This is a genomic window from Deinococcus koreensis (assembly GCF_002901445.1).
GTDB lineage: Bacteria > Deinococcota > Deinococci > Deinococcales > Deinococcaceae > Deinococcus > Deinococcus koreensis.
Window position 1 is genome coordinate 2,275,001 of record NZ_PPPD01000001.1, and the last position, 24,006, is coordinate 2,299,006.

Here is a 24,006-nt window from a genome sequence, read left to right on the forward strand (position 1 = left end):
GCGACTACATCCTGCGGAGTCTGGAGCGCACCGTGCGCTGGCTCGACCGGTGCCTCACCGTCAAGTCGAGGCCGGAACAGGCCCTGTTCGCCATCGTGCAGGGGGGAATCCATCTGGATCTGCGGGAACGCAGCCTGGAACTCACGCTGCCCTTCGACACCCCTGGCTTCGCCATCGGGGGGCTGGCGGTGGGGGAGAGCAAGGCCGAGATGTATCCGGCGGTGGCCTTCACGGCGGCGCGCCTTCCCGAAGCCCGACCCCGTTACCTGATGGGCGTGGGTCACCCGGAAGACCTGATCGCCGGGATCGCGGTTGGCGTGGATATGTTCGACTGCGTCTATCCCACCCGCACGGGCCGCTTCGGCTACGCCTTGACGGACGATGGCCGGCTCAACCTCAATTCCAGCGCGCCGCGGAGTGAACTCCGGCCGATCGACGAGAACTGCGACTGCTACGCCTGCCGTCATTACACGCGCGCCTATCTGGCCCACCTGGTCAAGGCGGAGGAGATGCTAGGGCCCCGGATGCTGTCCCTGCATAACCTGCGCTACCTGCACCGTCTGGTCGAGCGGGCGCGGGAGGCCATCGCCAGCCAGAGTCTGGCCGGTTGGGCCCAGACCTGGGGTGAACGCTATTTCAAGGGGGCAATACCTGAATGGTTCCAGAAGGCCCTGGAAGCAGGGTCGGCTTCATCATAGAGGAAGCTTTCTGCCGCACGGCGCACAGGAAAACCCTTCGATAACCCGGCCCAGAATTCCTTCACAGATCGGTCAGAAATGGGGTTCTGAGCGAAAAATCGCGCATTTATCGGCCTCTCAGGGTTGACCATAGGTTATTCATACGGGTATCATCCGGCTGATCTGACTTCTTCGAAACCATTCGGATTTGAAAGTCAGGTTGCGTGAACGGAACACGAAGCGGCGATCACCACTGGGAGAGGAAACCCGGCAACTCGCCCCAACGTCATGCTCAGCACTGCGGACTGTTCCCCGCGCGCGACATTTTTTGGGGGTTCCATATGAAGAAAAGCCTGCTTGTTCTCACCGCCGCACTGTCGTTCGGCATGGCGTCCGCCCAGACGGATGCTCCCGCCAGCGCGACCCAGGTGCCCTCGCTGACCGACGTTCCCGCCGGTCACTGGGCCAAGGACGCCATCGATAAGCTGGTCAGCCGTGGCATCATCCTCGGCTACCCGGATGGCACCTACCGCGGCACGCAGAACCTGACCCGCTACGAGGCGGCCGTCATCATCGCCCGCCTGCTGGATCAGATCCGCACGGGCGAAGTGCCTGCCAGCGGCATCGACGCCGACACCCTAGCGGCGCTGCAGAACGCTATCCAGGAACTCGCCGCCGACCTCGCCGCCCTGGGCGTGCGCGTCAGCGACCTGGAAGAGAACGCCGTGAGCCGCGACGACTTCACCCGCCTGGAAGAGCGCGTCGAGACCATCGCCGCCTCGCAGGGCGACGCTGAAGCCCTCAACGCCCTGCAGGGCCAGATCGACGAGCTGACCGCCCGCGCCGATGACTACGACACCCTGCGTGCCGATGTCGACGACAGCGCCAGCTCCATCGCGGCCCTGAACGACCTGACCGTGCTGCTGAACCAGGACATCCTGAACCTGCAGGATCGCGTCAGCGCCGTGGAAGCCGCGCAGGCCGATCTGGTCGGCCGCGCCGACTTCGACAACCTCTCCGGCCGCGTGGGCGTCGTGGAAACCAAGGTCACGAGCCTGGACAACCGCGTCACGCAGCTCGAGAAGTACGCCTTCTCCATCAAGCCCAGCCTGGGCGCCACCTACTACGTGGCCCGCAGCACGCGCAACATGGATGTCGACCGCCTCATCGCGGGCACGGTGTTCGGTAAGGGTGACGACGGCGACGGCGACACCAAGGACACTGCGGTCGACTACGCCGACCTGACCAATGGCCGCGTGCTTGTGGTCAACGACGCTGCCAACTACTACGGCTTCAGCGGTGCCGGCAACTACGGCACGACCGCGACCACGGGCAATGCCGTGCGTGTCGAGGGCAAGACCGACATCAGCCTGTCCATCAACTTCAGCAACAGCGGCAAGTTCGGCACGGCGACCAGCGCGACGACGGGCGCCTTTGTCCCCAGTGCTGGCGGCCTGAATGTGAACAGCGTGGATCTGAGCTTCGGCGTGCAGGCGGGCTTCCCCTCCGGCTCGGCGAGCGCAGGCCCGGATGGTGTGTTCGGTACGCCTGACGACGTGCCCGCGACGTCGTTCTATCCTGACGTGCGCGATCCCGACACCAAGAACATCTACCGTCCCCTGTTCTTCTACTTCAACAACGCCACTGCCAACTTCACGGTGGGCAATGCGCCTGTGGTCGTGACCTTCGGCAAGGGCCTGAAGTTCAAGTTTGCCGACTACCTCGGCGATAACGACAAGACGGGTCGCGGCGACGGCTTCAACGTGCTGGTCGACGGCAGCACCGTTCCCGTGATTGGGGCGTTCAAGCCCACCCTGAACTTCGTGTACGGCAGCCGCGGCGGCGCCAATGGCGACAACCTGTACTACCGTGGCGTGCGCGCCACCATCACCCCAGTGGGCACCCTCAAGGCTGGCCTGCAGGTGCTCGAGGAAGGTGCGGACGCCTTCGGTCAACCCGCTGGCACCCCCAACGACGTCACCGCGTTCGGCGCCGACCTGCACGGCACGGTTGCGGGCTGGCAGCTCGACAGCGAATACGCCATGAGCCGTGTGTCTCCCAACCGCTTCGCTGCTACTCCTGCGGTTGAGCAGGAGACCGCTTTCTACGCCAAGACCGCTGGCAGCCTGGGTCCGGTGAAGGTCTACGACCTCAACTACCGCACCATCAGCACCAACTACGACAAGGTCGCGGGCATCTCTGAAGCCAACCCCACGGACGGCGACAACGGCAGCACGGCTCCCTACGCCGCCAACCAGACCGGCTTCGGCTTTAAGGTCGGTGGCAGCCTTGGCCCCGTGGCCGTGGGCGCCTACCTGGATAACAAGGTCGACTTCGGTCTCAGCCCCTTCAGCCCCGCAACGGCTGCCGGCGCGGTCGTGCAGCGTGGCGCCGCGGCCAAGGTCAGCCTGTTCAATCTGGTGACTGTCCGTGGTGGCTATTACGAGCACATGGAGAACGCTCTGGGTCAGGCGGGCGTGCGCTACAACGTGCGCGGCGACGTGACCCCCGGCCTCGGCCTGGCCATCGGCGCGTACTACCGCAACGTGGCTATCAACGGTACGCGCACCCAGAGTGACGCTGGCCTGTTCGCCCGTGGCAAGTACAACAGCAACTTCACGCTGGTGGACAACGAGTTCACTAACCAGGAAGGTTGCGCGGATCAGCACCCATCCATCGCCGGTTCCGATCTGGACGGCGTTGGTGGCGCACTGACCTTCACGCAGCGCAGCTTCACGGACAAGAACTGCTACAGCGAGTTCGGCGTCGAAGTCAGCCATAACGGCAAGGATGCCAACGCGCTGGTGAAGAACCTCGATCTGCGCCTGGGCTACGCCTCGCGCTACCGCAACACTGGCAACAGCTACAGCAACACCTTCTTCTACGGTGACGCCCTGTACAGCGCCAAGTTCGGCGTGGCCAACGTTAATGTGAAGGGTGCTTTCGCGAACGACGGCTACACGGCCGCCGATCTGGCTGCCAACCCCACCGCTTTCAGCAGCACCGCCGCTGCTTTCGGCGTGAAGGTCGTCAGCGATCCGCTGAACGTGATCTTCAAGCCCAGCGTGGAAGCTCAGGTCGGTTACTACACCCGCAGCCATGACTTTGCGGCCGCTGGTGCTGACTACACCTCGACGGGCCTGAAGTACCTGGTCGGCGTGAAGATGAACGAGTTCCTGCTGCCCAACACCAAGCTCGCCGTGTACTACGCTGGCTACAACGGCACGAACCGCGCTTACCGGCCCTACGACTCGGCTTCCAACACCGCTGGCGCGTTCATCGACCAGAACAACGGTGGCGCCACCGTCAGCCAGAACCTGCTGTACGTCGAAGGCAATTACTACGATCTGTCCTTCGGTTACGGCATGGGCAACCTCAGCCTGAACAACGTCACGACTCCGACCAGCGAGCGTGGCTCCGTCTTCAAGATCAACTACAAGGTCAACTTCTAACCCAGGTTCTGACCCACCCGGAGAAGCCCCCGCCACGCGCGGGGGTTTTTCCATGTCCCGGCGCTGTGCCTCTGCCCGTGGTGCCTGTGGGCTGAGAAAGTCGCTAGACTCGGGCCATGTTGCCTGTGTTTGGTCACCTGAATCCCGATACCGACGCGGTCACCTCCGCGCTGGTGTACGCCCGTCTGCTCTCCCGGCAGGGGGTGGAAGCCCAGGCCTACCGTCTGGGCGAACTGAACTTCGAGACGCCCTTCGTGCTGCGCGAGGCGGGTTTGGAGGCGCCGCCACTGCTTCCGGTACTGGCGGCGGGCACCGAGGTGGCGTTGGTGGATCACAACGAAAGTGCCCAGTCGGTGCCGAATCTGGCGGAGCTGGTGGTGACCCGGGTGGTGGATCACCACAAGCTGGGTGACCTGACTACCTCGCAGCCGCCTTACCTGCGCTTCGAGCCGGTGGGCTGCACGGGTACCATTCTGCTGGGGCTCCACCGCGAGGCCGGCCTGAAGGTCGAGCCCACCGACGCGAGGCTGATGCTGAGTGCCATCCTGAGCGACACGCTGCACTTCCGCAGCCCCACGACCACCCAGGCCGACCGCGACGCCGTGGAGTTCCTGGCGCCGGTAGCTGGTGTGCAGGACGTTGAAGCCTACGCCCTCGCCATGTTCGCGGCCAAGAGCGATCTGGGCGATACGCCCGCCGATCAGCTGCTCAGGATGGACTACAAGGTCTTCCCCTTCGGAGACGCGGCCCAGCCCCAGCGCTGGGGGCTGGGGGTCATCGAGACCACCAACCCGGCGTACGTGTTCGGACGTCAGGCCGAACTGCTGGCGGCCATGGATAAGGCGAAAGCCGAGGACGGGCTGAACGGGGTGCTGCTCAGCGTGATCGATATCCTGAACGAGACGAACCGCACGCTGATCCTCAGCGCCACGGAGGACAAGGCCGTGTCGGAGGCGTTCGGAGTGGCCAGTCAGAATCAGGTGGCCGACCTGGGTCACCTGATCAGCCGGAAAAAACAGATCGTGCCCACGCTGGAGGCGCATTTCGCCCCAGTGAGCTGAGGCGAGACCATCAGGGCCGGGCGTGATGTCCGGCCCTTCGTGTCTGTGCTTCTCAGCCGTCTATCCTGCAGGGCGTGACTCTGGACGATCATCTGGGCTGGCTGTTCGCGCGGCAGCGTTTCGGGGTACGGCCCGGTCTGGAACGGGTACGGGCCCTGCTGGCCCGGCTGGGCGACCCGCAGCAGAGCTTCCGGGTCGTCCTGGTCGGTGGAACGAACGGCAAGGGCTCCACCGCCGCGACGCTGGCCGCCATGCTGAGCGCCGACGGTCGGCGGGTGGGCCTCTTCACCAGCCCGCACCTGACGCGCTTCACGGAGCGCTTCCGGGTGGACGGCCAGGAACTGCCAGAGGCCACCGTCGCGGCGGCGCTGGCCCGGCTGCGGCCGGTCGCGGAGGAACTGGAGGCCACCTTCTTCGAGATCGTGACCGTTCTGGGGGCGTTGCTGTTCGCGCAGGCCGGGACGGAGGTGGCGGTCATGGAGGTCGGGCTGGGCGGGCGGCTGGACGCCACGAACGCGCTGGAACCCGTGCTCAGCGTGATCACCACCGTCGATCTGGATCATACCGAGGTGCTGGGGCACACGCTGGAGGCGATCGCCGCCGAGAAGGCGGGCATCCTGCGGGCGGGGCTGCCGGCGGTCACGGGCGTGGACATGACCCTGCTGCCCATCCTGCAGGGGCGCGGCGCCGATCTGTGGGCTCTGGGCTGGCACGTGGGGCTCCAGATCCAGTCGTTCGGCTGGGACGGCTCGGAGCTCAGCCTGAGCCTGCCGCGCCAGACGCTGAGCCTGCACACGCCGCTGATGGGGGAGCACGGGGCCCGCAACGCGGCGCTGGCAGCGGCGGCCGCGTTCAGGCTGGGGGCGTCGCGGGAAGCCATCCGGAAGGGGGCGGCGGCCGTGTCCTGGCCGGGGCGTCTGGAGGTGCTGCCCGGCCCGGGCGGCCGGATCATCCTCGACGGCGCGCACAACCCGGCGGGCGCGCGGGCGCTGGCCGACACGCTGCGGGGCCTGGGGGTGGGCCGGCTGCCGGTGGTGTTCGGCGCGGCGGGCGACAAGGATATCGGGGGGGTGGCGCAGGCGCTGCGGCCCCTGGCGTCGCACGTGATCCTGACCCGGTCGGCCCTCAGCCCACGGGCCGCCGACCTGGCGGCGTTGGCTGAACTGTTCCCCGACGTGCCCGTGAGCCGGACGTCCGGCCCGGCCCAGGCACTGGCGGCGCTGGCAGGCCTGGGTGAGCCGCTGGCCCTCGTCTGCGGCAGCCTGTACCTGATCGGTGAGGTGCGGCCCCTGCTGCTGGGTGAGGCCACCGAGGGGCGCGAGCGCTGGCAATAGCTCCACTGGCAGTCGCCCCCCGGCCCGGCTGAGCCGAATGGCGTAGTCCACTGGCCCCAGCGTGGGCGCGGCGCTACGCTGAGCCCCATGACCATCAGCGAATCCACTGCCAGCGCCCCGGCCCCCAGCGCTCCCGCCCTGACCGACCTCCGGCGCCGTCTGGGGCAGGTGTCCGACCTGCACGCCGCCGAGAGCCTGCTGTCGTGGGAGCAGGAGACGATGATGCCCCAGGAGGCGGCGCGGGTGCGGGGGCTGCAGCTCTCGACCCTGGCGGGGCTGGCCCATGAACTGTTCACCGACCCGCGCACCGGGGAACTGCTGGCCCAGGCGCAGCCCGAGGACGAGGCCGACCGGGCGGTCGTGCGGGTGGCGCAGCGCGATTATGACAAGGCGACCCGCCTGCCCACGAGCTTCGTCGAGGAGCGCTCGCGGGCCCAGAACGAGGCGCACCACGCCTGGCTGGATGCCCGTCAGCGCAGCGATTTCGCTGCCTTCGCCCCGCACCTGAGCACTATGATGGACTTCGCGCGGCGCGAGGCCGACCTGCTGGGCTACGAGGAGCACCCCTACGACGCCCTGCTGGACAGCTACGAGCCGGGGATGCGGGTCTCCCAGGTACGGAGCGTGTTCGCGGATCTGCGTGACCGGACGCTGCCCCTGCTGCGGCGCATCACGGCGGCCGGGGACGCGGCGGACTACTCCGTGCTCACGCGGCCCTTCCCGGGGGAGGCCCAGAAGGCCTTCGCGTGGCGCGTGGCGGGCGAGGCCTTCGGCCTGAAGTCCAGCTTCGCCCGGCAGGACGAGAGCGCGCACCCCTTCCAGTCGAATTTCAGCCGCTCCGACATCCGCATCACCACGCGGGTCGAGGAGTACTGGCCCGCCTGCCTCTTCGGCACCTGGCACGAGGCCGGGCACGCCATGTACGAGCGCGGCGTGCACGAGCTCTGGGAGCGCACCCCCGTGTCGCGCGGCGCCAGCCTGGGGGTGCACGAAAGCCAGTCGCGCATGTTCGAGAACCTGCTGGGCCGCAGCCGCCCCTTCTGGGGACGCTATTTTTCCGAGCTGCAGGGCGCGGCCCCTGAGGTCACCGCCGGCCTGGACGCAGAGACGCTCTACCGCGCCGTGAACCGCGTGAAGCCCAGCCTGATCCGCGTGGAGGCCGACGAGGTCACCTACAACTTCCACATCATGCTGCGCTTCGAGCTGGAGCTGGGCCTGCTGGACGGCACGCTGAAGGTGGCCGAGCTGCCGGAGGCCTGGAACGCGAAGATGCAGGAGTACCTGGGCCTGACACCCCCCAGCGACGCTCAGGGCGTGCTGCAGGACATCCACTGGTCCGCGGGCTTGATCGGCTATTTCCCCACCTACTCGCTGGGCAACCTGCTGAGCGTGCAGCTGCTGGAGGCCGCCAGGCAGGACACGGCGGTGGCGGCCGGCCTTCAGGAGGCCCACTATGGCCCGCTGCTGGCCTGGCTCGCCCAGCACATCCACCAGCACGGCCGCAGCCTGACTCCCGGCGAACTGACCGAGCGGGCCACCGGCCGCCCGCTCAGCGCCGATCCGTACGTCGCCTACCTGCACGAGAAGTACGGGGCCATCTACGGTCTGGAGTGAGCCACAGGAAGTGAGCACGAGCGAGCGGCCCAGAGTCACTGTCTGGGCCGCTCGCTTTCCAGCTGTTCAGGGCAGACGGATCGCCGGTTTCGGGGTGGGGGAGACCGGGCGGGATGAGCAGGCGTCCGTGACCACTGTGACCACGGGCCCTGGGACAGGCGCCGGGTCTGATGGGAAGGCGCGGAGGCCACTGGGCCGCTTCGGGGCGGGCGTCGGCGGGTGGTTCATCCTTGATCCTCCGGCTGGCGCAGTGGGGATGGGGGGGCAGGGCGTCCAGCGAACCCGTGGGCGCCCTGAACCCTCTGCCTTTACACCGCCTGTTTGCGTTCGGCCTGGGTGATCAGGTAGGCGCGGGCGGCGCCGAGCCAAGTCTGGGCCATGTCGCTGTGGGGGTGCTGGCGGTCACGCAGGGCGCTGGTACCCAGGCTGAGCTGGCGCTCGATGCGGCGCACGGCGCCCAGTCCACCCTCGTTCTCGACCTCGATCAGGGTGTTCAGGATGTTGGTGGGGTGGGCATGGCCGAGCCGGATGCTCTGTGCGATGGTGTCCAGGGCGCGCATGGGGGAACTCCTTCCAGCCGGTGGGCTGCGAGGCGGGTGGGGTGCAGATGCGAGACAAATTCCTCTTCTGATTACGATCATAGCAGAGCGTCCGGGTACTTGCAAGAATTCACCCCCCCGCATTCTGTATTGACCGTACTGAAAAGCGGTGTTACACTCCGATCAAGGCTCCCCGATTCTGCCCACAGGCAAACGTCGGACAGAAGGGGTGCCCAGGCAGCACGCCCTCTGAACACAGCGCCCAGCGCGCACTTCAGGAGGTGAGGCCACGCCGCAGCCAAGGAGGTGACACATGAAATTGCACGAACGACTCCGCGAACTCCGTAGCGAACGCGGGCTGCGGCTCAAAGACGTCGCCGAGACCGCCGGGATCAGCGTCCCGTACCTCAGCGACCTCGAACGTGGCCGCACCAACCCCAGTCTGGAAACCCTCCAGACCCTCGCCGGTGCCTACGTGATCACGGTGCACGACCTGCTCGAAGGCGTCGAGTTCTACGGCGCGTCCACCGAGGGCGCCCTGCCCAAGGGTCTGGCCGATCTGGTGGCCGACGCCACGCTGGGCCCGCAGATCACGCCGGACTGGGTTCGCACCCTGTCGCGCATCGAACTGCGCGGCAAGCGTCCCCGCGACAAGCAGGACTGGTACGAAATCTACCTGCACCTGAAACGCATCCTCAACTGATTCCACACCCTCGTCAGCTCGACCGGGCAGGATGGGGTGGAGGATCTGACGAGCTTCCAGTGATGTCCAGCGCATCCCGGACTCAAGGGTTGTTCTGGCACAGCACATACAGATCGACAACATGAAAGAAACGCACTCACTCGTGCGTTTCTTTTCATTGCTCCAGCCCTGCCACGGAGCTTGTCGGCCCAGCGTCTGCATCCCGGCGAACCCCTGGCAGGGGCCAGAGGGGAAGGGCACCGGCTCCTGCCCTTCCTCTGGCCCCCCTCCGCTGACCCCAGGGCACCCCCGGGGTCAGCGCTTTCTGTCAGCCGACCGTGTCAGTCGGTGATGAAGGTGTGCTCGCTGTCGTCCAGCTTGCGGCCGTTGCCCTGATCCCAGGTCATGGAGGTGCGGAAGAGGTCGTCGCCCTTCTGGCTCGCCACGACGCCGAACTCGAAGCCGATGCGCTCGGCGGGCTCCATGTTGTCGACGTGGAAGCGGAAGCTGCGCCGATCGTCGCTGGGCACCACCGTCACGGTGGAATCACCGACGGTGAACGTCCAGGTCGAGGAATCGCGCAGATCGACCTGATGCAGCTGCAGCGAGTTGGTGGGATCCTGGCTCAGGAAGTCCGTCCAGAAGCCGATGTAGATCGACGAGCTGCTGATCAGGTTGGCCATCCGGGGCAGGGCGGCGTCGACGAACACGTTGGTCGCGCTCGTGGTGCCCTCGTTGTCGTAGTACATGTCGTACACGTACTGCGAGCCGACCGGGTAGGCGTCCGTGCCGTTGTCGCGGTCGAATTCCTCGGCGCTCAGGACGTGATCCCACAGGTCACGGCCCCAGGCCGGCTTGCCCACGATATCCACGTAATCGCAGCTTTCGAGGAAGTTGCGGCCCTGGTCGAGGGCGTACTGGCTGGACATGGTGCCCGCCGGCCCTTCGAACTGCAGGTATTCGGACTCGTTGCCCCGGAAGATCTGGTTGAGGTTCCAGCCGAACAGCCGCACGCAGTTGAAGTTGCGGGCGCCCACGACCTCCCCGCGCAGCGCCATCCGGATGGTGCGCGAGGCGCCGATCTGCAGCGTCCCGAGATCCAGGCCGACGCGGCGGTCGTTGGCGTTCACCTGGTCGAGCCGTTCGAGCGGGATGATGTTGCCCTGCTCGTCGCGGGCCACCGGGCCACTGAAGGCGGGGCCGTAGGTGTCCTCGATGCGCGCCTTGTACAGGAAGCCTTCCTGGCTGTACTCGTTCGGGAAGCGGCTCTTGAGCTGAGCGTAGGCCGTGCGGATGCGCGGGTCGAGTTCTCTGGTGGTCGAGCGGTCGAAGTTCGCCACGTTGATCAGGAACTCGGCCTGCTGGTTGGTCACGACTTCCGGATCGAGCGCCGTCTTGGTGATGCGGGCGACCGGGCGCACCACGTTGATGTACTTGTAGGTATCGACTTCGGCCGCGTTGCTCGCCGTGGCCTTGGCGCGGTTCTTGATGTCGTAGGGGTCTTCGTACTCGGTGTTCAGGTTCGCCGAGGTTTCAGGTGGCGTGATGCCGTAGGCGCCCTGCAGGCCGCTCACGGGGTCGGCGTTGCCGTCGCGGTTGTTGTCGTTCCAGGCGTAGCCGGGCTTCTGGCGCGCGTACACGTCGATAGCGATCCGCAGTTCGGCTCCGGCGGCCAGATCACCGATCTCGTTGAAGTCGATGGTGTGCGTGTTCAGGTCGTAGTCGCCGGCCACGGCGCCGGCATTCGCGCCGGCTGCATCGACCAGTCGGGCGCTGCCCAGCACGTAGCCCAGTTCGGCCGGCAGTTCGTCGCGCACCGTGACGTTGCGGGCGGCCGTGCCCGAGGTGTTGCGAACCCGGATCTGGTAGGTGTAGGTCTTGCCGACCGTGAAATTGTCCTCGGTGGTCGCGGTGCGGCTGCCGTCGTCGAGGCGGGGAGGCAGGTTGACGTCATCGGGCGCGTAGGGATCGTGCGCCGGGGTCGGGCGGCTGAAGCCCGTCCAGGTGATGATGCTCGGCCCGGTCTTCTCGATGTCCAGCACGGCGCCGCTGAAGGTCTTCGTGAAGAGGTAGCTCTTGAGCAGGAAGTCGTAGTCGGTGTTGCCGTAGCGGACGCGGTAGTAGTACTCGGCCCGCACGTTCGTCGTGAGCGGCAGCTCCTGGGCCGTCAGGTCGAGGGCCGGGCGCAGATAGACGTTCTGGCCGCCGTTCGCCGTCACCTTGCCTGCCCCGCTGATCGCGCTGGCGTTGGTCGTCAGGAACAGGCGCTGGAGATCCGATTCCTGTCCGGCGACCGGCTCGAGCGTGTACTTCACGTAGCCGGGGAACTGCTCACCGCCCACCGGGTAGGGGCCGGCCTCGGGCTGCTTGGTGAAGGCGACCGTGCCGAAGGTGTGGAGCCGCTGGTTGGTGTTGAACCAGTTGTTCTCGAACGAGCCGACACTGCCGCCCAGGCGCTGCTTGCTGGGGATGGTGTCGCTGGCCCCGAAACTGGTGTCGCCCTGGTAGTAGAGGTGGCTCATGTTGGCGAAGAACATCTTGAATTCCGCGAGCGCGGCGCTGGTGGGCGCGTCGGCGCCGTCGGTCGCGCTCACCACGAACTTCACGGGCGTGCCCTGCGAGGGGGCGCTGGTGGCGTACACCGTGAAGCGCACGATGCCCTCCGCGTCCGAGAAGGCCGTGGCCATCAGCGCCTGGGCCGTGATCCCGGAGGTGGTGGCCGCCGCCCCCGCCTGCACATGCCCCGCCACGACGCTCATCGAGTCGCTGTCGGCCGAGACGCTGACCCGCGCGCCGGCCACGGGCGCACCCGCCGCGTCACGCACGATCATCTGCACCAGCACCGGCTCCTCGGTCTGGGCCGCGTAGAGCATCACGTCCTTGTTGATGTTCGCTTCCTTGACCCCGGGCAGGGCGGCGCCGCTCACGTCCCTCACGGGGGCGTCGCCGCTCAGGGCGATGCTCTTGACCTGTTGTTGGGCGGCCTGGGCGGCGCGGTATTCCAGGGTGACGGCCATATCCTTGTTGGCCGTGCAGTCGAGGCTGACCGACTGCGGCGTGTTGGGCGCCTGGTAGCCCTGCATCTGGTGCCCGATCACGGTGTACTTGCCGGCCAGGAAGGTCGCGGAGAGCTTCTTGCCGGCCACGGCTGTGCCGGAGAAGACCGTCTCGCCCGCCGCGTTCTTCACGCTGACCGGAGCCGCCACCGTGCCCCCCACCGCGGTGACGTTCTGCAGATTGACCGTGAGCGTGGCGCAGCCGGCGACCGGCGTGACCACCGGAGGCTGCGCGACTGGCGGCGGCTTCGAGCCCGACTCCGGGAGCTTGGTCTGGGGCGTGTTGGTGCTGCCACAGGCCGAGAGAACGAGCGCGCCAGTCAGAGCCAGACCGAGATATTTGAAGTGCTGCATAAAGGGCCCCCCCCTCCTCAGCCATGAGAAATCCATGTTGACCCCATGAGTCAACAGAAACGCCACCCAAGAAGGTAGACGTCACTCATGAACTGAGTTATCCAGAATTTCAATACAAGTGAACTAACGAACGACAGACCAATCCTCCACTCCGATTCGAGCGACCGGAGAGGATGGGGTTATCCGGGGGGGAAATTCATATCCACCTCCCTCTGCCAATGTTAAGTTTGTGACAGTACTGTAGGGACTGCCCGATATCCGATGGTGAGAGATTCTTCACAGGATTTCATTTTTCTGCGACACGAATCTCATTCAGTAGGAGGCGGGAGGGGCCAGTAGGGCCATAAATCGTGTTCGGCACGAGAGAAGTTGTCTTAATGAAGATGGGTTCATGAACTCATGGGATGTACTGATGTAGGTACATGTGAAACATCTCAACATTCAACAGATCGGCATGTATCTGTTTGGATACGGCTGGTCACGGACTCCGGTGTGGCGTGCCAGAGGGGTCACCTCCTGGCGACTAGAGGATCTGGGCGACGCGGCCACAGGGACTCTGGCCCCCGGCGCTTCGCAGCGACCGGGAGGCGCCGGTGTCCGGATCGCTCTACCCGCGACGGAAGAGCCGCGCCGTGTATCTCCTCTGAAGGCGGGCGATCATCGGCAGGTCGGCCAGCGGCGCCGTGCCCGTGGGCGTGCAGCACAGAGGGACGGGCCAGACGCGCCGTCCCTTCCCTTGGGGCTCCCCGCGGCTCAGCGTGTCTGCGCTGGTATCCACATGGCGTTTGATCGAGCAGCAGTGCTCAGAGCCAGGACTTCTTGCCCACCACGTAGTCATGCTGGAAATCGGCGTCGGATTTGGTCAGGTAGAGGATGCCCTCGACCAGCCCCAGCAGCCCGATCGCGCCGCTGACCAGGCTGGCCAGGGGAATGGTGACGATCAGGCCCACCCCCAGCGTAACCAGGCCGAGCAGCAGGGCCAGCACCCAGACGCCCACGTTCACGCCCAGCATGATCAGCCCCGGCGTGGTCATGCCCAGGTAGAACTTATGGACGCCCAGGCTGCCCAGGATGATGCCCAGCAGCCCCGCGATCAGCTTCTTCTGGGACACGTCGCTGGAGCCGAGCGAGGTCTGCACCTGCTGCAGGGCGTGGCGCGCCGTGTCGCCCAGCGAGTCCAGTTCGCTGCGCACCGGGCTGGGCGTAACCGCCGGCCCCGTGGGCAGGCTGGGATTTTTCGCCTGGGCGCCCGTGGCGCGCGAGACCCAGTCGTCATCCGCGTAGGCGGTGGGGGCGGCCGGGGCGGGCGCGGGGGCGCGGGCGGCCGGCTCCGGAATCCGCAGATCCTCGGGCCAGCCGGAGGTGGCGGTCGGCTGAGGGGAGGCCGGGGCCACCGTCGGCGCTGGGCTGGCTGCCGGGGGCGGTGGGGGCGTGGGCGCTACAGCCGGGGCCGGCGCGCTGCGGGAGGCCCCCAGCACCTCGTCGACCCAGGAGGGCGCGGCGCTGTTCTGGGACGCGGTGCCCTGAGAAGCCGGGCGATCAGAGCGGGCGGGATCTTCAGGATTCGACATACCCTACAGTACGCCCAGACACAGTACCGGGTTCCGTCCACCAAAAGCGGGAGCCGGCAGCGGGCTGTCCTGCCGACCTCCCGCCCCCGCTCCCGCTCAGTCGCCGCGAACGCCGCGCGCCACCAGCACCGGCACGGGCACGGTATACGGCCCCGAGGCGAACAGGGGCGCGATATCCGCCCGGTGTTCCGCCTGGATCCGGGCCTGCTGGGACGGCGTGAAGGTGGCCAGCGGCTGTCCCTCCAGCCCGGCCTCGATGTCGGCCCAGCGCGCCTGCGGGGAGGCCAGCGTGTAGGGCAGCGCGCTCAGGCTGACACGGATCTGAGCGAAGCCGGCGCTCTGCAGGAGTTCCTGCGCGGCCTCCGGGGTGGGGATACGGCCCAGGGGCGGGGAGCCCGGTGTGACGCCGTACTGGCCCAGCCGCTCCCGCCAGCGCCCTGGCAGGTCACCCATCAGGCCCGGCCCGAAGGACGAGAACACCACCTCGCCGCCCGGCCGCACCAGCCGCCGCCACTCGCGCAGCGCCGCGACCATGTCCGGCACGAAGAACAGGCCCGAGGCGCAGACCACGGCGCCGAAGGAGGCGTCCGCGAAGGGCAGCGAGCAGGCGTCGCCCTGCACGAAGGACAGCTGCTCCAGGCCCGCCGCCTTGGCCCGCGCGACCTCCAGCATCCCGGCCGACAGGTCGGCGCCCACCACCCGGCCGGACGGCCCCACGGCCCCGGCCAGGGCCAGCGCGACGTGGCCCGTGCCGGTCATGACGTCCAGCACGGCGTCTCCAGGCTGCACCTTCACCGCGCCGGCCAGGAACTGCGCCGTCAGGGCCAGAAACCCCATCCGGTCGTACGAGGCCGCCAGGCCATCGAACTGTCGCTGGTTGTGCCGTTCCCGTTCCCCCAGGGTGTCCATGGTTCACTGTACGCCTGCGCCCCGGGCGTACGCTGCAGCCATGAAACACATTCCCAGCCACGCCTTCACGGCCCGCGCCGCGCCCGGTGACTTCTTCACGGGCGAGGTCTGGATGGAGCCCCAGGCGCCGGACATCGTGCGCGTGACCTTCACCCCCGGCGCCCGCACCGCCTGGCACACGCACCCGCAGGGCCAGACCCTGCTGATCCTGGCGGGGCGGGGCCGGGTGCAGCAGCGCGGCGCGGCCGCCTTCGACGTCACGGCCGGCGACGTGGTGCAGATCGACCCCGGCGAGGAACACTGGCACGGCGCCGCGCCCGACGCCCTGATGACCCACCTCGCCATCCAGGCGGGCGAGACGGTCTGGCTCCGGCACGTGACGGACGAGGAATACGGCCCTTAGGCTCCCAGCGTCAGGAACCCAGCACCGCCTGCACCTGTGCGACCCGCTCGCTCACCGTGCCGCGCAGCACCGTATACGGCACCCCGCGCGTGCCCAGCTCCTGCCGGATGAAGGCCTGCTGCACTCCCCGCACCTCCGTGTTCGCCCGCCAGCCGTCCTGCTCGTGCGGAAGATCCGTGTCGCACAGGAAGGTGTGGGCGTAGCGGGCGCGGCACTCGTCGGCCAGGGCGTGTAATTCCGGCAGGGCCGTGCCGGTCAGAAGATACGACCACATCAGGGTGGTGGCGGCGTGGGTGTCGCAGACCACCCAGCGGTTTACGCCGGGCGCGCGGGCGGCCTCGTCCTCCAGCGCCCGGTGCCCGTGGGCGATCTCCAGAAAGTGCTCCGGGCTCAGCATGCCCTGCTCGCGCTCGTACACGTCGCGGCCGTACTCGCGCACCCAGCTCGTGCCCAGGGCCTGCGCCAGAGCGCGGGTCAGGGTGCTCTTGCCGGTGCTCTCGGCGCCCAGGATCACCACGCGCTGCACGAAATGGGCGTAGACGTGCGGATCGAGAAACGCCCGGTGCGCGTGCACATCGGCCCGGAGCCGCGTGCCGCTGATGGGCACGGCCCCGCGCGCCCTGTCCACGCAGACGTGCGCTGCCCCCAGCGACGTCGCGAACGCCTCGCCGTAGTCCTCGGAGGTGTAGACCACATCCGGGCGCACGCTCCAGCCCTCCAGCACGCCGCCCACGTAGGCCCGGTGAACCTCGCCCGGCTCGCTGTTCAGGGGCGGATTCGGGGCGTCGGGGAGCAGATGGAGCCCCGGATACAGCCGCGCCGGGTAGAGGTCGCGGATCCAGCCCCGCCGAACCGGGCTGGGCATGTCCGGAAAGTCCGGGCGCGAGTAGACCCACACGCTGACCTGCCCGCACTCGGCCAGGGCCCGCTCCAGCACCAGCATGTGCCCCCGGTGCAGCGGCGCGAACTTGCCCACGATCAGGCCGTGGCGGCCCTCAGGCAAACGCGACCTCCCGCGCTTCGTCCCGGCGCCACACGCGCCAGCCGTGCAGGCTCATGGCCCCCAGGACGAACTGCAGCACGAACAGCACCCAGTACCCCGTGTGCCAGTAGTACACGGCCTGCACGGCGTTCACCAGCACCCACACCGGCCAGCTCCAGGCCCAGCGGCGCGTGGTGCCGAAATTGGCGATCAGCGACAGCGTGACCGCCGCGAACTGCACCCAGTTCCAGGTCGCCGAGAAGTCCGTGACATACACGGTCAGGGCGAAGATCAGCCCGCTGGCGGCCCAGGTCACGCCGTACCACGCCGCCTCGTTGAATTTCAGCTCGCCCCGGTCGCGGCGTTCCTCCAGCCACCACAGGTACAGCCCGTGCAGGCCGAACAGCAGGTAACAGACCTGCAGCCCCGCCAGCATCCACTCGCCCCCCGCCACGAACAGCAGGAAGTAGGGCAGTACGCTGGCGTTGCTCCAGTGCCAGTACGCGCGGCGCTTGGCGAACAAGAAATACAGCGCCACCAGCACGCACAGGCCGCCCGTGGCGTCCAGCGCCAGGGAAGGGATGGTCAGGCCGAAGAGGGTCATGAGGCCACCTCCAGCAGCCGCTGAGCCGCCGTGTGCCAGGGGCGGGCCTCCAGCACGGGAAAGCCGCGCGCCTGCGCCTCTGCGGCCAGCCACCGCCCGTAGGCCACGCTGACGTCGGCTCGGAGCGCCTGCGGCCCGGCGTCCGGCTCGCGGCCCAGGAAGTTGGCGAGCAGCTGCTCGCGCCCCGGCTCCAGCACCAGCGCGCCCCGCACCCGCCCCGCCTGCACATGCGGCCGCAGTTCCGGCTCGTCCCACAGCTCGGGTGTCAGGTAATTGCCCTCGAGCACGGCAGGCCGACCCCATTCCAGGCGATCCAGAATGACCGCCACCAGCCCACGCCGCAGCGCCCGCGACGATTCGACGGTCACCGCCACGATCTCGTCCACGCTGAGCGAGAAGAAGTCAGGGTGCGTACGCCAGTAGTGCAACGCGGGCTGCTGTTCTGGGGTGGTCAGGTGCTCCAGCAGCACGTCGAAATCGTCCGCCTCGGCCAGTGCCACGCCGAAGTGTCGCGCCAGGGCTCCAGCCACCGACGATTTGCCCACGCCGGACGCGCCGCCGATGAGGAAAACATCCCAGGAGCGGGACGGGAAGGCCGTCACCGGAACGCTCTGCGCCGGCCGAAGTTGCCGTGGGACTGCAGGGCCGCGGAACCGCCACACTGAATACTGAAAGTGGACTTCATAGGAAAACCTCCTGTCGGGCCCCGACACGGTGGCCGGGGCGTGTGCCGGCGAAGGCACCCGCGGGAGTACAGTGGCCCCAGGTGCCCTCCCCAAGGGTCTGGGCGCTGCGTTCGGCGTCGTACGTGCGCTCTTCATTGGCCGGTTCCCGGCACTGGAGGAACCATGACCGCCCACCACCGAATCGCCCGCCCGCTCGGACTGACGCTGATGACGCTCGCCGTCTCCGCCTGCGGGGGCCTGCCCCTGCCCCTCTCGCCCGTCCCGACGGCCACGATCTTCTCCGGGCAGGTCGAGAACGGCACCAACGCCAACCCCCTGCCCACCACCGTTACCATCGTCGGCACGAACCTGCAGGGCGCCACCCTGGATTTCGGTGGGGAAGGGCCCGGCACCGCCCTGAACATCAATTCTGCCGGCACGGTTCTGACCGTCACCGCTCCGCCGAACCGGGCCGGGCGCCGTCCGGTCATCGTGAGCACCCCGAACGGCAAGGTGAATGCCGGGGTGTACACCTTCCGGCAGCCGACTCCCAGGCCCACCGTGTACCTGCTGACCGCCTACCCCACCAGTGGCCTGATCACCGGCGGCACCACCGTCACCCTGGCCTTCGACGGCAACCTGACCTACAACCCGGCCACCCCCGCAGGATTCACCCTGCCCGACGTGTACTTTGGCGCGGCCAGGGCCACCTCGGTCACACCCCCGGTGCAGATCCTCAGCGGCGAGGAACGCTACACCATCACCGCCGTCGCCCCTGCTGGAACCGGGTTCGTGGACGTCACCCTGAGATGCCCGGTCGCCAGTTGCTACACCTTCAGCACCACGAACTCCGTGCCCTTCCGCTACGTGCCGTAGAGAGGAGCGGGGTAGGCGGGGGACGGGGTATTCGGAGTCACGGCCGGGAATGCGGGCTGTCACAGTTCCTCCCCTCCAATCCGGCTGAGCACCGCCACCTGCCGCGCCAGAGCGGTCAGCTTCCAGGCGAAGCCCGATCCAGAGTGGGCGGGCGTCTCCGTCCACTCCCTATCCCGATCTGTCAGCGTCTCCCTGTTCAGCAACCCCAGTTGCCCCAGCCCCAGCAGCGCGGCCCCGAACTCCTGCCGGGTCAGGCCCGCCACGGTCGCGGTGCTGTTTACGGAAATACTGTCTGCATACGGATTGATCGGGTCGAGCAGGTCAAACAGGCCCGCGAGCACGCTTAACTCCCGGTCGGACATGCCCTCGATGATCCGCATGGTCTGGAACTTGTCCAGCGCGGGCGGCGGGAAGCTCAGCACGCACCCGGCCAGCGCCCGCGCGATGAAGCGGAGTTTGTCTTCCGACTCGGCCATCTCGGCGGCGCGAACCGCCTGCACCACGTTCGCCTGGAAGGCATCGGAGGAGAGGTAGGCGTGATCGACCATCTGGGAGAACTCGCGGTGGATGTCCCGGAGTTCAGATTCGAGGTGCCGGGCGAGCCGGGCCGCCTGTTTCTGGTTGGCGTAGGCGTACCAGCCGTGCAGGGATGAAGAAGGCAGGCCCAGCGGTTCGAGGGTCTGGAGGATGGGGAGGAGGGGGGTGAGGGCGTTCATGGATATCTCGCTGGGCGCTTATATGTATCAGACGAATGGGAGAGCGATTGCGGGCAACAAATAAAATATGGTAAATACTGCCCACGACTGCCATTCGCGTGTAGACTTCATCCCTATATTTCCAACCCAAACCCAAACTGGTAGACCTGTCATGGCTACTACGATAAGGAGATACGTAGAGCTCTCCCACGACTTTCCACATATATAATGTGAAGCGAGAAGGGTAAGTGTAGGCGGGACGCCTAATGTAAGAATGATTGGGAGATCAATCGGGGAGCGCATTTTATCCTTTAATGGAGACAGAATCTGTTTTTTCAGATTGCTTGACAATATTGTAGATAATATGAAAATCACCCCCGCCCCCGAATCTCTTCCAACGTGTCCCGCACCAGCATCTCCCCGTCGCGGTACACGGTTCGCATCAGGCTTCCGGGAAAGTCCGTGTCGAAGGTCTTATACGCCTTCGTGACCATGCGGCCGTTCTCCAGCACCAGATCCAGCACGCCGTCTTTACTCCGCTTGCCCGGATCGGTCACGGGGTCTTTGTAGATGCCCCGGTACTCGCCGTCAATCAGGCCCGCGCTGGCCTTGTAGGCGAAGCGCTGGGTGTCGCGGTCGACCTTCTGCAACAGCGCGCCGCCCATGCCAAAACTCACGTTCTCGGCGCTGAAGCCGTCCACGTCCAGGTTGCCCAGAATCTGCCGGATGGTGGCCTCGTCGATCCCGTCGCCCTGAATGACGCGCACGTGCTGGAGCACCTTGTAGCCCCTGGAGTTGGTGGTCGTGCCGAACTTGGCGGCCAGCGCGTTCACGGCGAGGCGCACCATCGCGGGGGGATCGCCACTGTCCGGGCGCACGACCAGGGTGCCGCCCGCGTCGATGACCTGCTGCCTCAACGTGTCGCCCCACAGGACGTTGATGGCGTTCTTCAGGTCGTAGCTGTCGCTGACCACGGCGAACACCGATCCCGGCTTGCTGAAGCGGGCGACCATGTTGCGGTAGGCGTCGACCTCGTGCTCCTTGCCCCAGCTCGTGATCGTGCTGTGTTCGGCGGCGGGGATGGAGAAGGCGGCGATGTCGCTGCCGTAGTGGTTGCGGCCCACGCGCAGGGCCTCCAGCGTGTCGCTGCCCTGGAAATTGATGAGGTGCGCGAGGCCGCCGATGCCGGCGCTTTCGCGGCTGCTCACGCCCCGGCTACCGAAGTCGTGGAGCTTGAAGGGCAGTTCCTCGGCGGCGCGGTCGCTGGACTTCTCCAGCGCGGCGCGGATGATCTCGCGCAGGTGCCAGCTCTGCGTGGCGACCGTGACCGGGTACCACACCCGCATCAGCATGGTCTCGAACCAGCCGACCAGCCAGGGCAGCTCGGGATCGGTGTTGGTCACGCTCATCAGGACGTTGTGGATGGGCACCAGCGTCCCCTCCGGCACGGCACGTACCTCCAGCGGCAGGCGGCCGCCGTGCACGTTGACCACGCGCATCCAGCCCTCGTAGGGGAAGGGCTCGCCGTGCGCCTCGATCAGCGCGCGGGCTTCCTCGACCATCGCGGCGGTCACCCGGCGGGTCAGGTAGCGATCCAGCAGGTACTGCAGCCCGAAGAAGCGCGTGACCGGATAGCGCCCGCCCCGGCTCTCCAGATAGCTGAACAGCCGCGTGGTGCCCGCCGGATACTGCAGGAAGTGGCTGCTCTTGTAGCTGTCGGTGTCGAGGATCAGGTTGTCGTCGCTGAGGAGCGGGGGCTGCGGGGTCTGGAGAGTGGTCATGATGTGCCTCCTAGGATGGCGCCTGCTATGGACTCATAATCCAGAATCTAATTATGAAAACTATGAGCCGCGGCGGTCGATCTTGCTAATCAGGATTCCGATCCATGCCCTCTGACTGCGGGTGAAGGCCGTTCTGGAGCGCGTTCTCATCTCAGGGGTGGTGAGAAGTCCTTCACAGCAGCCGACCCGTCGTTCATTTAGGCTCCCTTCATGACCGTTCCCCGACTTCTGCCTGCAGCGCTCCTGTGCACCCTGCTGCTCAGCTGCGGCGGCACGAACGCCGAGCCCACTACCTCGCCTGCGCCGAAGGGCACGCCCACCCCTGGTTCAGCGCCGTCGCCTGCGCCCAGCCCCACGGCCAACCTGCCGCAGACGAAATGGAGCGACCCGGCCACCTGGGGCGACACGGTGCCCACCGCGGGTCAGAAGGTCACCCTGCCCAGCGGCAGGCGGGTGATCCTCGACGTCTCGCCCCCGGCGCTCGCGGGCCTGACCATTCCAGCGGGAACAGCCCTCGAATTCGCGGATCAGGATCTGACCCTGACCTCCGAGTGGGTGATGGTGCACGGCGAACTGCGGATCGGCAGCGAAGGCAGGCCCTTCACGCACCAGGCCGAGATCGTGATGACCAACACCACTCCCGGCGAGGACGTGATGGGCATGGGCGACCGCGTGCTGGGCGTGATGGACGGCACGCTGGAACTGCACGGCGCCCCGAAGCTGGCCTGGACGCGCCTGGAGAGCACCGCCCCCGCCGGCAGCCGCACCCTGACCCTGCAGCGTGCCCCCGACTGGGCGCCGGGCAGCTCCCTGACGCTGGCGAGCACCGACTTCAATCCGAACCAGACCGAGGAAGTGGTCGTGCAGCGGGTGTCCGGCAGCACGGTCACGCTCGCTACCGGGCTGAAGTACACCCACTGGGCGCAGAGCACCACGCAGGCCGGCCTGACCCTGCACGAACGCGCCGAGGTCGGCCTGCTGACCCGCACTATCCGCATCGGGGCGGGCGAGGACGCCTCCGCGTCGGGCCTGGGCGCGCACGTCATGGTCATGGGGAAGAGTGCGGCGCGTATCGAGAGCACCGAGTTTACGCGGGTCGGGCAGCGCAACACGCTGCGGCGTTACGGCATGCACTTCCACCAGATGGGAGACGCCGCCACGTCGTACTTCCGGGGCAACAGTGTCCACGAGGTCTTCAACCGCTGTGTGGTCGTCCACGGCACCAGTAATCTGCGCGTGCAGGACAACGTGACCCACGACAGCGTGGGCCACTGCCTGTTCCTGGAAGACGGCAACGAGACGGGGAATACCATCAGCGGCAACCTGATCACGCTGGTACGCCGCCCGGACAAGGCGCGCGGCGAGACGCCGCTGCTGGACAGCGATAAGAACCCGTCGGGCTACTGGATCACCAACCCGGCGAACACCGTGAAGGACAACGTGGCGGCGGGCATCCAGGGCACCGGCTTCTGGTACGCGCTGCCCGAACACCCGACCGGGCTGGCGGCGGCCACCGGCGCGGGCATCTGGAACCGCCGCACGCCGCTGGGCGAGTTCTCCGGCAACGTGGCCCACAGCGGCGACCGGGGCCTGAACGTCGACCACGGCGCCCAGGCCGACGGGAGCCACACCGAGACCACGTACTACATGCCCCGCGTGAACCCGGCCGACGAGAAGTCCGCGCCCGCCCCCGCCGCCTTCACGCGCTTCACGGCCTACAAGCAGCGCGATCAGGGCGTGTGGCTGCGCGGCGAGCACCACACCCTGTCCGGCGCCGTGCTGGCCGACAACGCCGTGGGCGCGACCTTCGCCTCGGACACGACTGTCATGAAGGACTCGCTGCTGATCGGCGAGACGGCGAACGTGGGCCAGCCGGAATCGTGGGAGAAGACTGGCGTCGGGGGCCGCTCGCTGCCCCGCCCCTGGGAGGCCGACTTCCCGATCCGCGGCTTCCAGTTCTACGACGGGCACGTCAGCATCCAGACCACCGCCCTGAGCGCCTTCCAGCCCAATGCCGTGCGGCAGGCGAGCGGGCTGGGCTACCTCTACCGCAACGCCTTCGCCCTGAATCCCGGCAACGACGCCCGTGGCCTGACCTGGCTCGACGACTCCCGGCGCGTCTACCTCCCAGACGCCCAGGCCGACAAGGATGGCGACAAGGCCGCGACCTTCCTCGACGCCGACGGCTCGGTGACCGGCACGCCCGGCCTGTCCGTGACCGGCAGCGCCCTGCTGCGGGACGCCCCGGACTGCTCGGCCCGCGCCGAGTGGAACGCCAGCGTCTGCGGGGGGCAGTACGCCCGCTTCTGGCTGGACGACGTGACGGATGGCAGGATCGGCCCGGTGCGCGCCACCAACGTCCGTGGGGCCAGCGTGGAGCTGACGGGCACGCCCGACAACTTCACGTCCTTCCACACCTCGGTGCGCCTGGGCGGCAGCTATGCCTTCGCCCCCGCCGCCGCCTCGCGCCACCTGCGCCTGGGCTTCGGAGACCGCGCACCCGGCGACACCCTGCGCCTGACCCTCCCCGCCAGTGCCGTTGGGACAGGGAGCGAGCCGATCCTCTACCGCGACTGGTGGGTGGACGAGCGCAACCGCCTGAAGAAGGTCGCCCTGGCCGACCTGGACGCCTCCAGCGGCGACGCCTACGCGCTGGAGGGCGGGACGCTGCACCTGAAACTGGTGGTTCAGAAAGACCGCGAATACGCCGTGGTGGACGTCTGCGCGGCGGCGCTGTGCAGGTAGGGGCGA

The 24,006-nt window shown here is 67.5% G+C and carries 18 protein-coding genes (1 of these 18 running past the window's edge); 9 read left to right on the top strand and 9 right to left on the bottom strand.

The genetic code is table 11. From position 1 onward, the window contains the following. The 5 genes from tgt to CVO96_RS10835 all read left to right on the top strand — a co-directional run. Positions 1 to 698, top strand: partial view of a tRNA guanosine(34) transglycosylase Tgt gene (gene tgt, locus CVO96_RS10815; RefSeq protein ID WP_165795274.1) — the 3' portion only. It extends 457 nt beyond the left edge of the window; 698 of the gene's 1,155 nt are visible here — the last part of the coding sequence; its start codon lies beyond the left edge, outside the window; it ends in the stop codon at positions 696 to 698. Between the two features lie 320 nt (positions 699 to 1,018). Further along, on the top strand, positions 1,019 to 4,129 hold the full coding sequence (locus CVO96_RS10820; protein WP_103312245.1) for an S-layer homology domain-containing protein: 3,111 nt from the start codon (positions 1,019 to 1,021) through the stop codon (positions 4,127 to 4,129). 116 nt (positions 4,130 to 4,245) lie between these two features. Continuing rightward, positions 4,246 to 5,190 carry a manganese-dependent inorganic pyrophosphatase gene (locus tag CVO96_RS10825; RefSeq protein ID WP_103312246.1) on the top strand — a complete coding sequence of 315 codons (945 nt, stop codon included), beginning with the start codon at positions 4,246 to 4,248 and terminating at the stop codon, positions 5,188 to 5,190. An 80-nt stretch (positions 5,191 to 5,270) separates the two neighbouring features. Continuing rightward, positions 5,271 to 6,524, top strand: coding sequence for a bifunctional folylpolyglutamate synthase/dihydrofolate synthase (locus CVO96_RS10830; protein ID WP_103313425.1), 1,254 nt, complete (start codon positions 5,271 to 5,273; stop codon positions 6,522 to 6,524). A gap of 87 nt (positions 6,525 to 6,611) precedes the next feature. After that, positions 6,612 to 8,138 (top strand): carboxypeptidase M32, encoded by a 1,527-nt coding sequence (locus tag CVO96_RS10835; protein ID WP_103312247.1) that lies wholly within the window; start codon positions 6,612 to 6,614, stop codon positions 8,136 to 8,138. A gap of 308 nt (positions 8,139 to 8,446) precedes the next feature. On the opposite strand, the gene CVO96_RS10840 is transcribed toward CVO96_RS10835, so the two are convergent. Continuing rightward, a complete protein-coding gene (locus CVO96_RS10840) occupies positions 8,447 to 8,698 on the bottom strand; it encodes a hypothetical protein (RefSeq protein WP_103312248.1) in 252 nt (83 codons plus the stop codon). Between the two features lie 292 nt (positions 8,699 to 8,990). Between CVO96_RS10840 and CVO96_RS10845 the strand changes: the two genes are divergently transcribed. Further along, positions 8,991 to 9,380 carry a helix-turn-helix domain-containing protein gene (locus CVO96_RS10845; RefSeq protein ID WP_103312249.1) on the top strand — a complete coding sequence of 130 codons (390 nt, stop codon included), beginning with the start codon at positions 8,991 to 8,993 and terminating at the stop codon, positions 9,378 to 9,380. A 320-nt stretch (positions 9,381 to 9,700) separates the two neighbouring features. Here the strand turns inward: CVO96_RS10845 and CVO96_RS10850 are convergent, their stop codons facing one another. From CVO96_RS10850 to CVO96_RS10860, 3 genes are all read right to left on the bottom strand, one after another. After that, entirely contained in the window at positions 9,701 to 12,769 is a 3,069-nt protein-coding gene (locus CVO96_RS10850) for a DUF11 domain-containing protein (protein ID WP_103312250.1), read from the bottom strand. A gap of 803 nt (positions 12,770 to 13,572) precedes the next feature. Beyond that, positions 13,573 to 14,340, bottom strand: coding sequence for a TM2 domain-containing protein (locus CVO96_RS10855; RefSeq protein ID WP_103312251.1), 768 nt, complete (start codon positions 14,338 to 14,340; stop codon positions 13,573 to 13,575). Between the two features lie 96 nt (positions 14,341 to 14,436). Then, entirely contained in the window at positions 14,437 to 15,249 is an 813-nt protein-coding gene (locus tag CVO96_RS10860) for a class I SAM-dependent methyltransferase (protein ID WP_103312252.1), read from the bottom strand. A gap of 40 nt (positions 15,250 to 15,289) precedes the next feature. On the opposite strand from CVO96_RS10860, the gene CVO96_RS10865 reads away from it, so the two are divergent. Further along, entirely contained in the window at positions 15,290 to 15,652 is a 363-nt protein-coding gene (locus CVO96_RS10865) for a cupin domain-containing protein (protein ID WP_103312253.1), read from the top strand. Positions 15,653 to 15,662: 10 nt separating this feature from the next. On the opposite strand, the gene CVO96_RS10870 is transcribed toward CVO96_RS10865, so the two are convergent. From CVO96_RS10870 to CVO96_RS21095, 3 genes are read right to left on the bottom strand one after another with little or no spacing between them, the layout of a single operon-like run. Beyond that, positions 15,663 to 16,655, bottom strand: a complete 993-nt coding sequence (locus CVO96_RS10870; RefSeq protein ID WP_243398296.1) for an AAA family ATPase — start codon at positions 16,653 to 16,655, stop codon at positions 15,663 to 15,665. Further along, positions 16,648 to 17,238, bottom strand: a complete 591-nt coding sequence (locus CVO96_RS10875; RefSeq protein WP_103312254.1) for a nicotinamide mononucleotide transporter family protein — start codon at positions 17,236 to 17,238, stop codon at positions 16,648 to 16,650. The genes CVO96_RS10870 and CVO96_RS10875 overlap by 8 nt, the downstream gene beginning before the upstream one ends. Further along, positions 17,235 to 17,738: a hypothetical protein gene (locus tag CVO96_RS21095; protein ID WP_165795275.1), complete on the bottom strand. Its 504-nt coding sequence runs from the start codon at positions 17,736 to 17,738 to the stop codon at positions 17,235 to 17,237. The genes CVO96_RS10875 and CVO96_RS21095 overlap by 4 nt, the downstream gene beginning before the upstream one ends. Positions 17,739 to 18,086: 348 nt before the next feature. Between CVO96_RS21095 and CVO96_RS10885 the strand changes: the two genes are divergently transcribed. Next, the gene (locus tag CVO96_RS10885) at positions 18,087 to 18,779 is read left to right on the top strand and encodes a hypothetical protein (RefSeq protein WP_103312255.1); all 693 of its coding nucleotides are present in this window, start codon (positions 18,087 to 18,089) and stop codon (positions 18,777 to 18,779) included. A 59-nt stretch (positions 18,780 to 18,838) separates the two neighbouring features. On the opposite strand, the gene CVO96_RS10890 is transcribed toward CVO96_RS10885, so the two are convergent. Next, positions 18,839 to 19,495 (bottom strand): hypothetical protein, encoded by a 657-nt coding sequence (locus CVO96_RS10890; protein ID WP_103312256.1) that lies wholly within the window; start codon positions 19,493 to 19,495, stop codon positions 18,839 to 18,841. A gap of 350 nt (positions 19,496 to 19,845) precedes the next feature. After that, positions 19,846 to 21,255 carry a nicotinate phosphoribosyltransferase gene (locus CVO96_RS10895; protein ID WP_103312257.1) on the bottom strand — a complete coding sequence of 470 codons (1,410 nt, stop codon included), beginning with the start codon at positions 21,253 to 21,255 and terminating at the stop codon, positions 19,846 to 19,848. A 210-nt stretch (positions 21,256 to 21,465) separates the two neighbouring features. Here CVO96_RS10895 and CVO96_RS10900 point away from each other — a divergent pair, with 210 nt between their 5' ends. Beyond that, entirely contained in the window at positions 21,466 to 24,000 is a 2,535-nt protein-coding gene (locus CVO96_RS10900) for a G8 domain-containing protein (RefSeq protein WP_103312258.1), read from the top strand. The last annotated feature ends 6 nt before the right edge of the window (positions 24,001 to 24,006 follow it).

Coding starts and splice junctions, on each gene's coding strand:
- CVO96_RS10890 (WP_103312256.1), bottom strand. CDS start 19,495: ATGAACGCCCTCACCCCCCTCCTCCCCATCCTCCAGACCCTCGAACCG.
- CVO96_RS10820 (WP_103312245.1), top strand. CDS start 1,019: ATGAAGAAAAGCCTGCTTGTTCTCACCGCCGCACTGTCGTTCGGCATG.
- CVO96_RS10835 (WP_103312247.1), top strand. CDS start 6,612: ATGACCATCAGCGAATCCACTGCCAGCGCCCCGGCCCCCAGCGCTCCC.
- CVO96_RS10825 (WP_103312246.1), top strand. CDS start 4,246: ATGTTGCCTGTGTTTGGTCACCTGAATCCCGATACCGACGCGGTCACC.
- CVO96_RS10850 (WP_103312250.1), bottom strand. CDS start 12,769: ATGCAGCACTTCAAATATCTCGGTCTGGCTCTGACTGGCGCGCTCGTT.
- CVO96_RS10865 (WP_103312253.1), top strand. CDS start 15,290: ATGAAACACATTCCCAGCCACGCCTTCACGGCCCGCGCCGCGCCCGGT.
- CVO96_RS10840 (WP_103312248.1), bottom strand. CDS start 8,698: ATGCGCGCCCTGGACACCATCGCACAGAGCATCCGGCTCGGCCATGCC.
- CVO96_RS10855 (WP_103312251.1), bottom strand. CDS start 14,340: ATGTCGAATCCTGAAGATCCCGCCCGCTCTGATCGCCCGGCTTCTCAG.
- CVO96_RS10845 (WP_103312249.1), top strand. CDS start 8,991: ATGAAATTGCACGAACGACTCCGCGAACTCCGTAGCGAACGCGGGCTG.
- CVO96_RS10885 (WP_103312255.1), top strand. CDS start 18,087: ATGACCGCCCACCACCGAATCGCCCGCCCGCTCGGACTGACGCTGATG.
- CVO96_RS10895 (WP_103312257.1), bottom strand. CDS start 21,255: ATGACCACTCTCCAGACCCCGCAGCCCCCGCTCCTCAGCGACGACAAC.
- CVO96_RS10900 (WP_103312258.1), top strand. CDS start 21,466: ATGACCGTTCCCCGACTTCTGCCTGCAGCGCTCCTGTGCACCCTGCTG.
- CVO96_RS10860 (WP_103312252.1), bottom strand. CDS start 15,249: ATGGACACCCTGGGGGAACGGGAACGGCACAACCAGCGACAGTTCGAT.
- CVO96_RS10875 (WP_103312254.1), bottom strand. CDS start 17,238: ATGACCCTCTTCGGCCTGACCATCCCTTCCCTGGCGCTGGACGCCACG.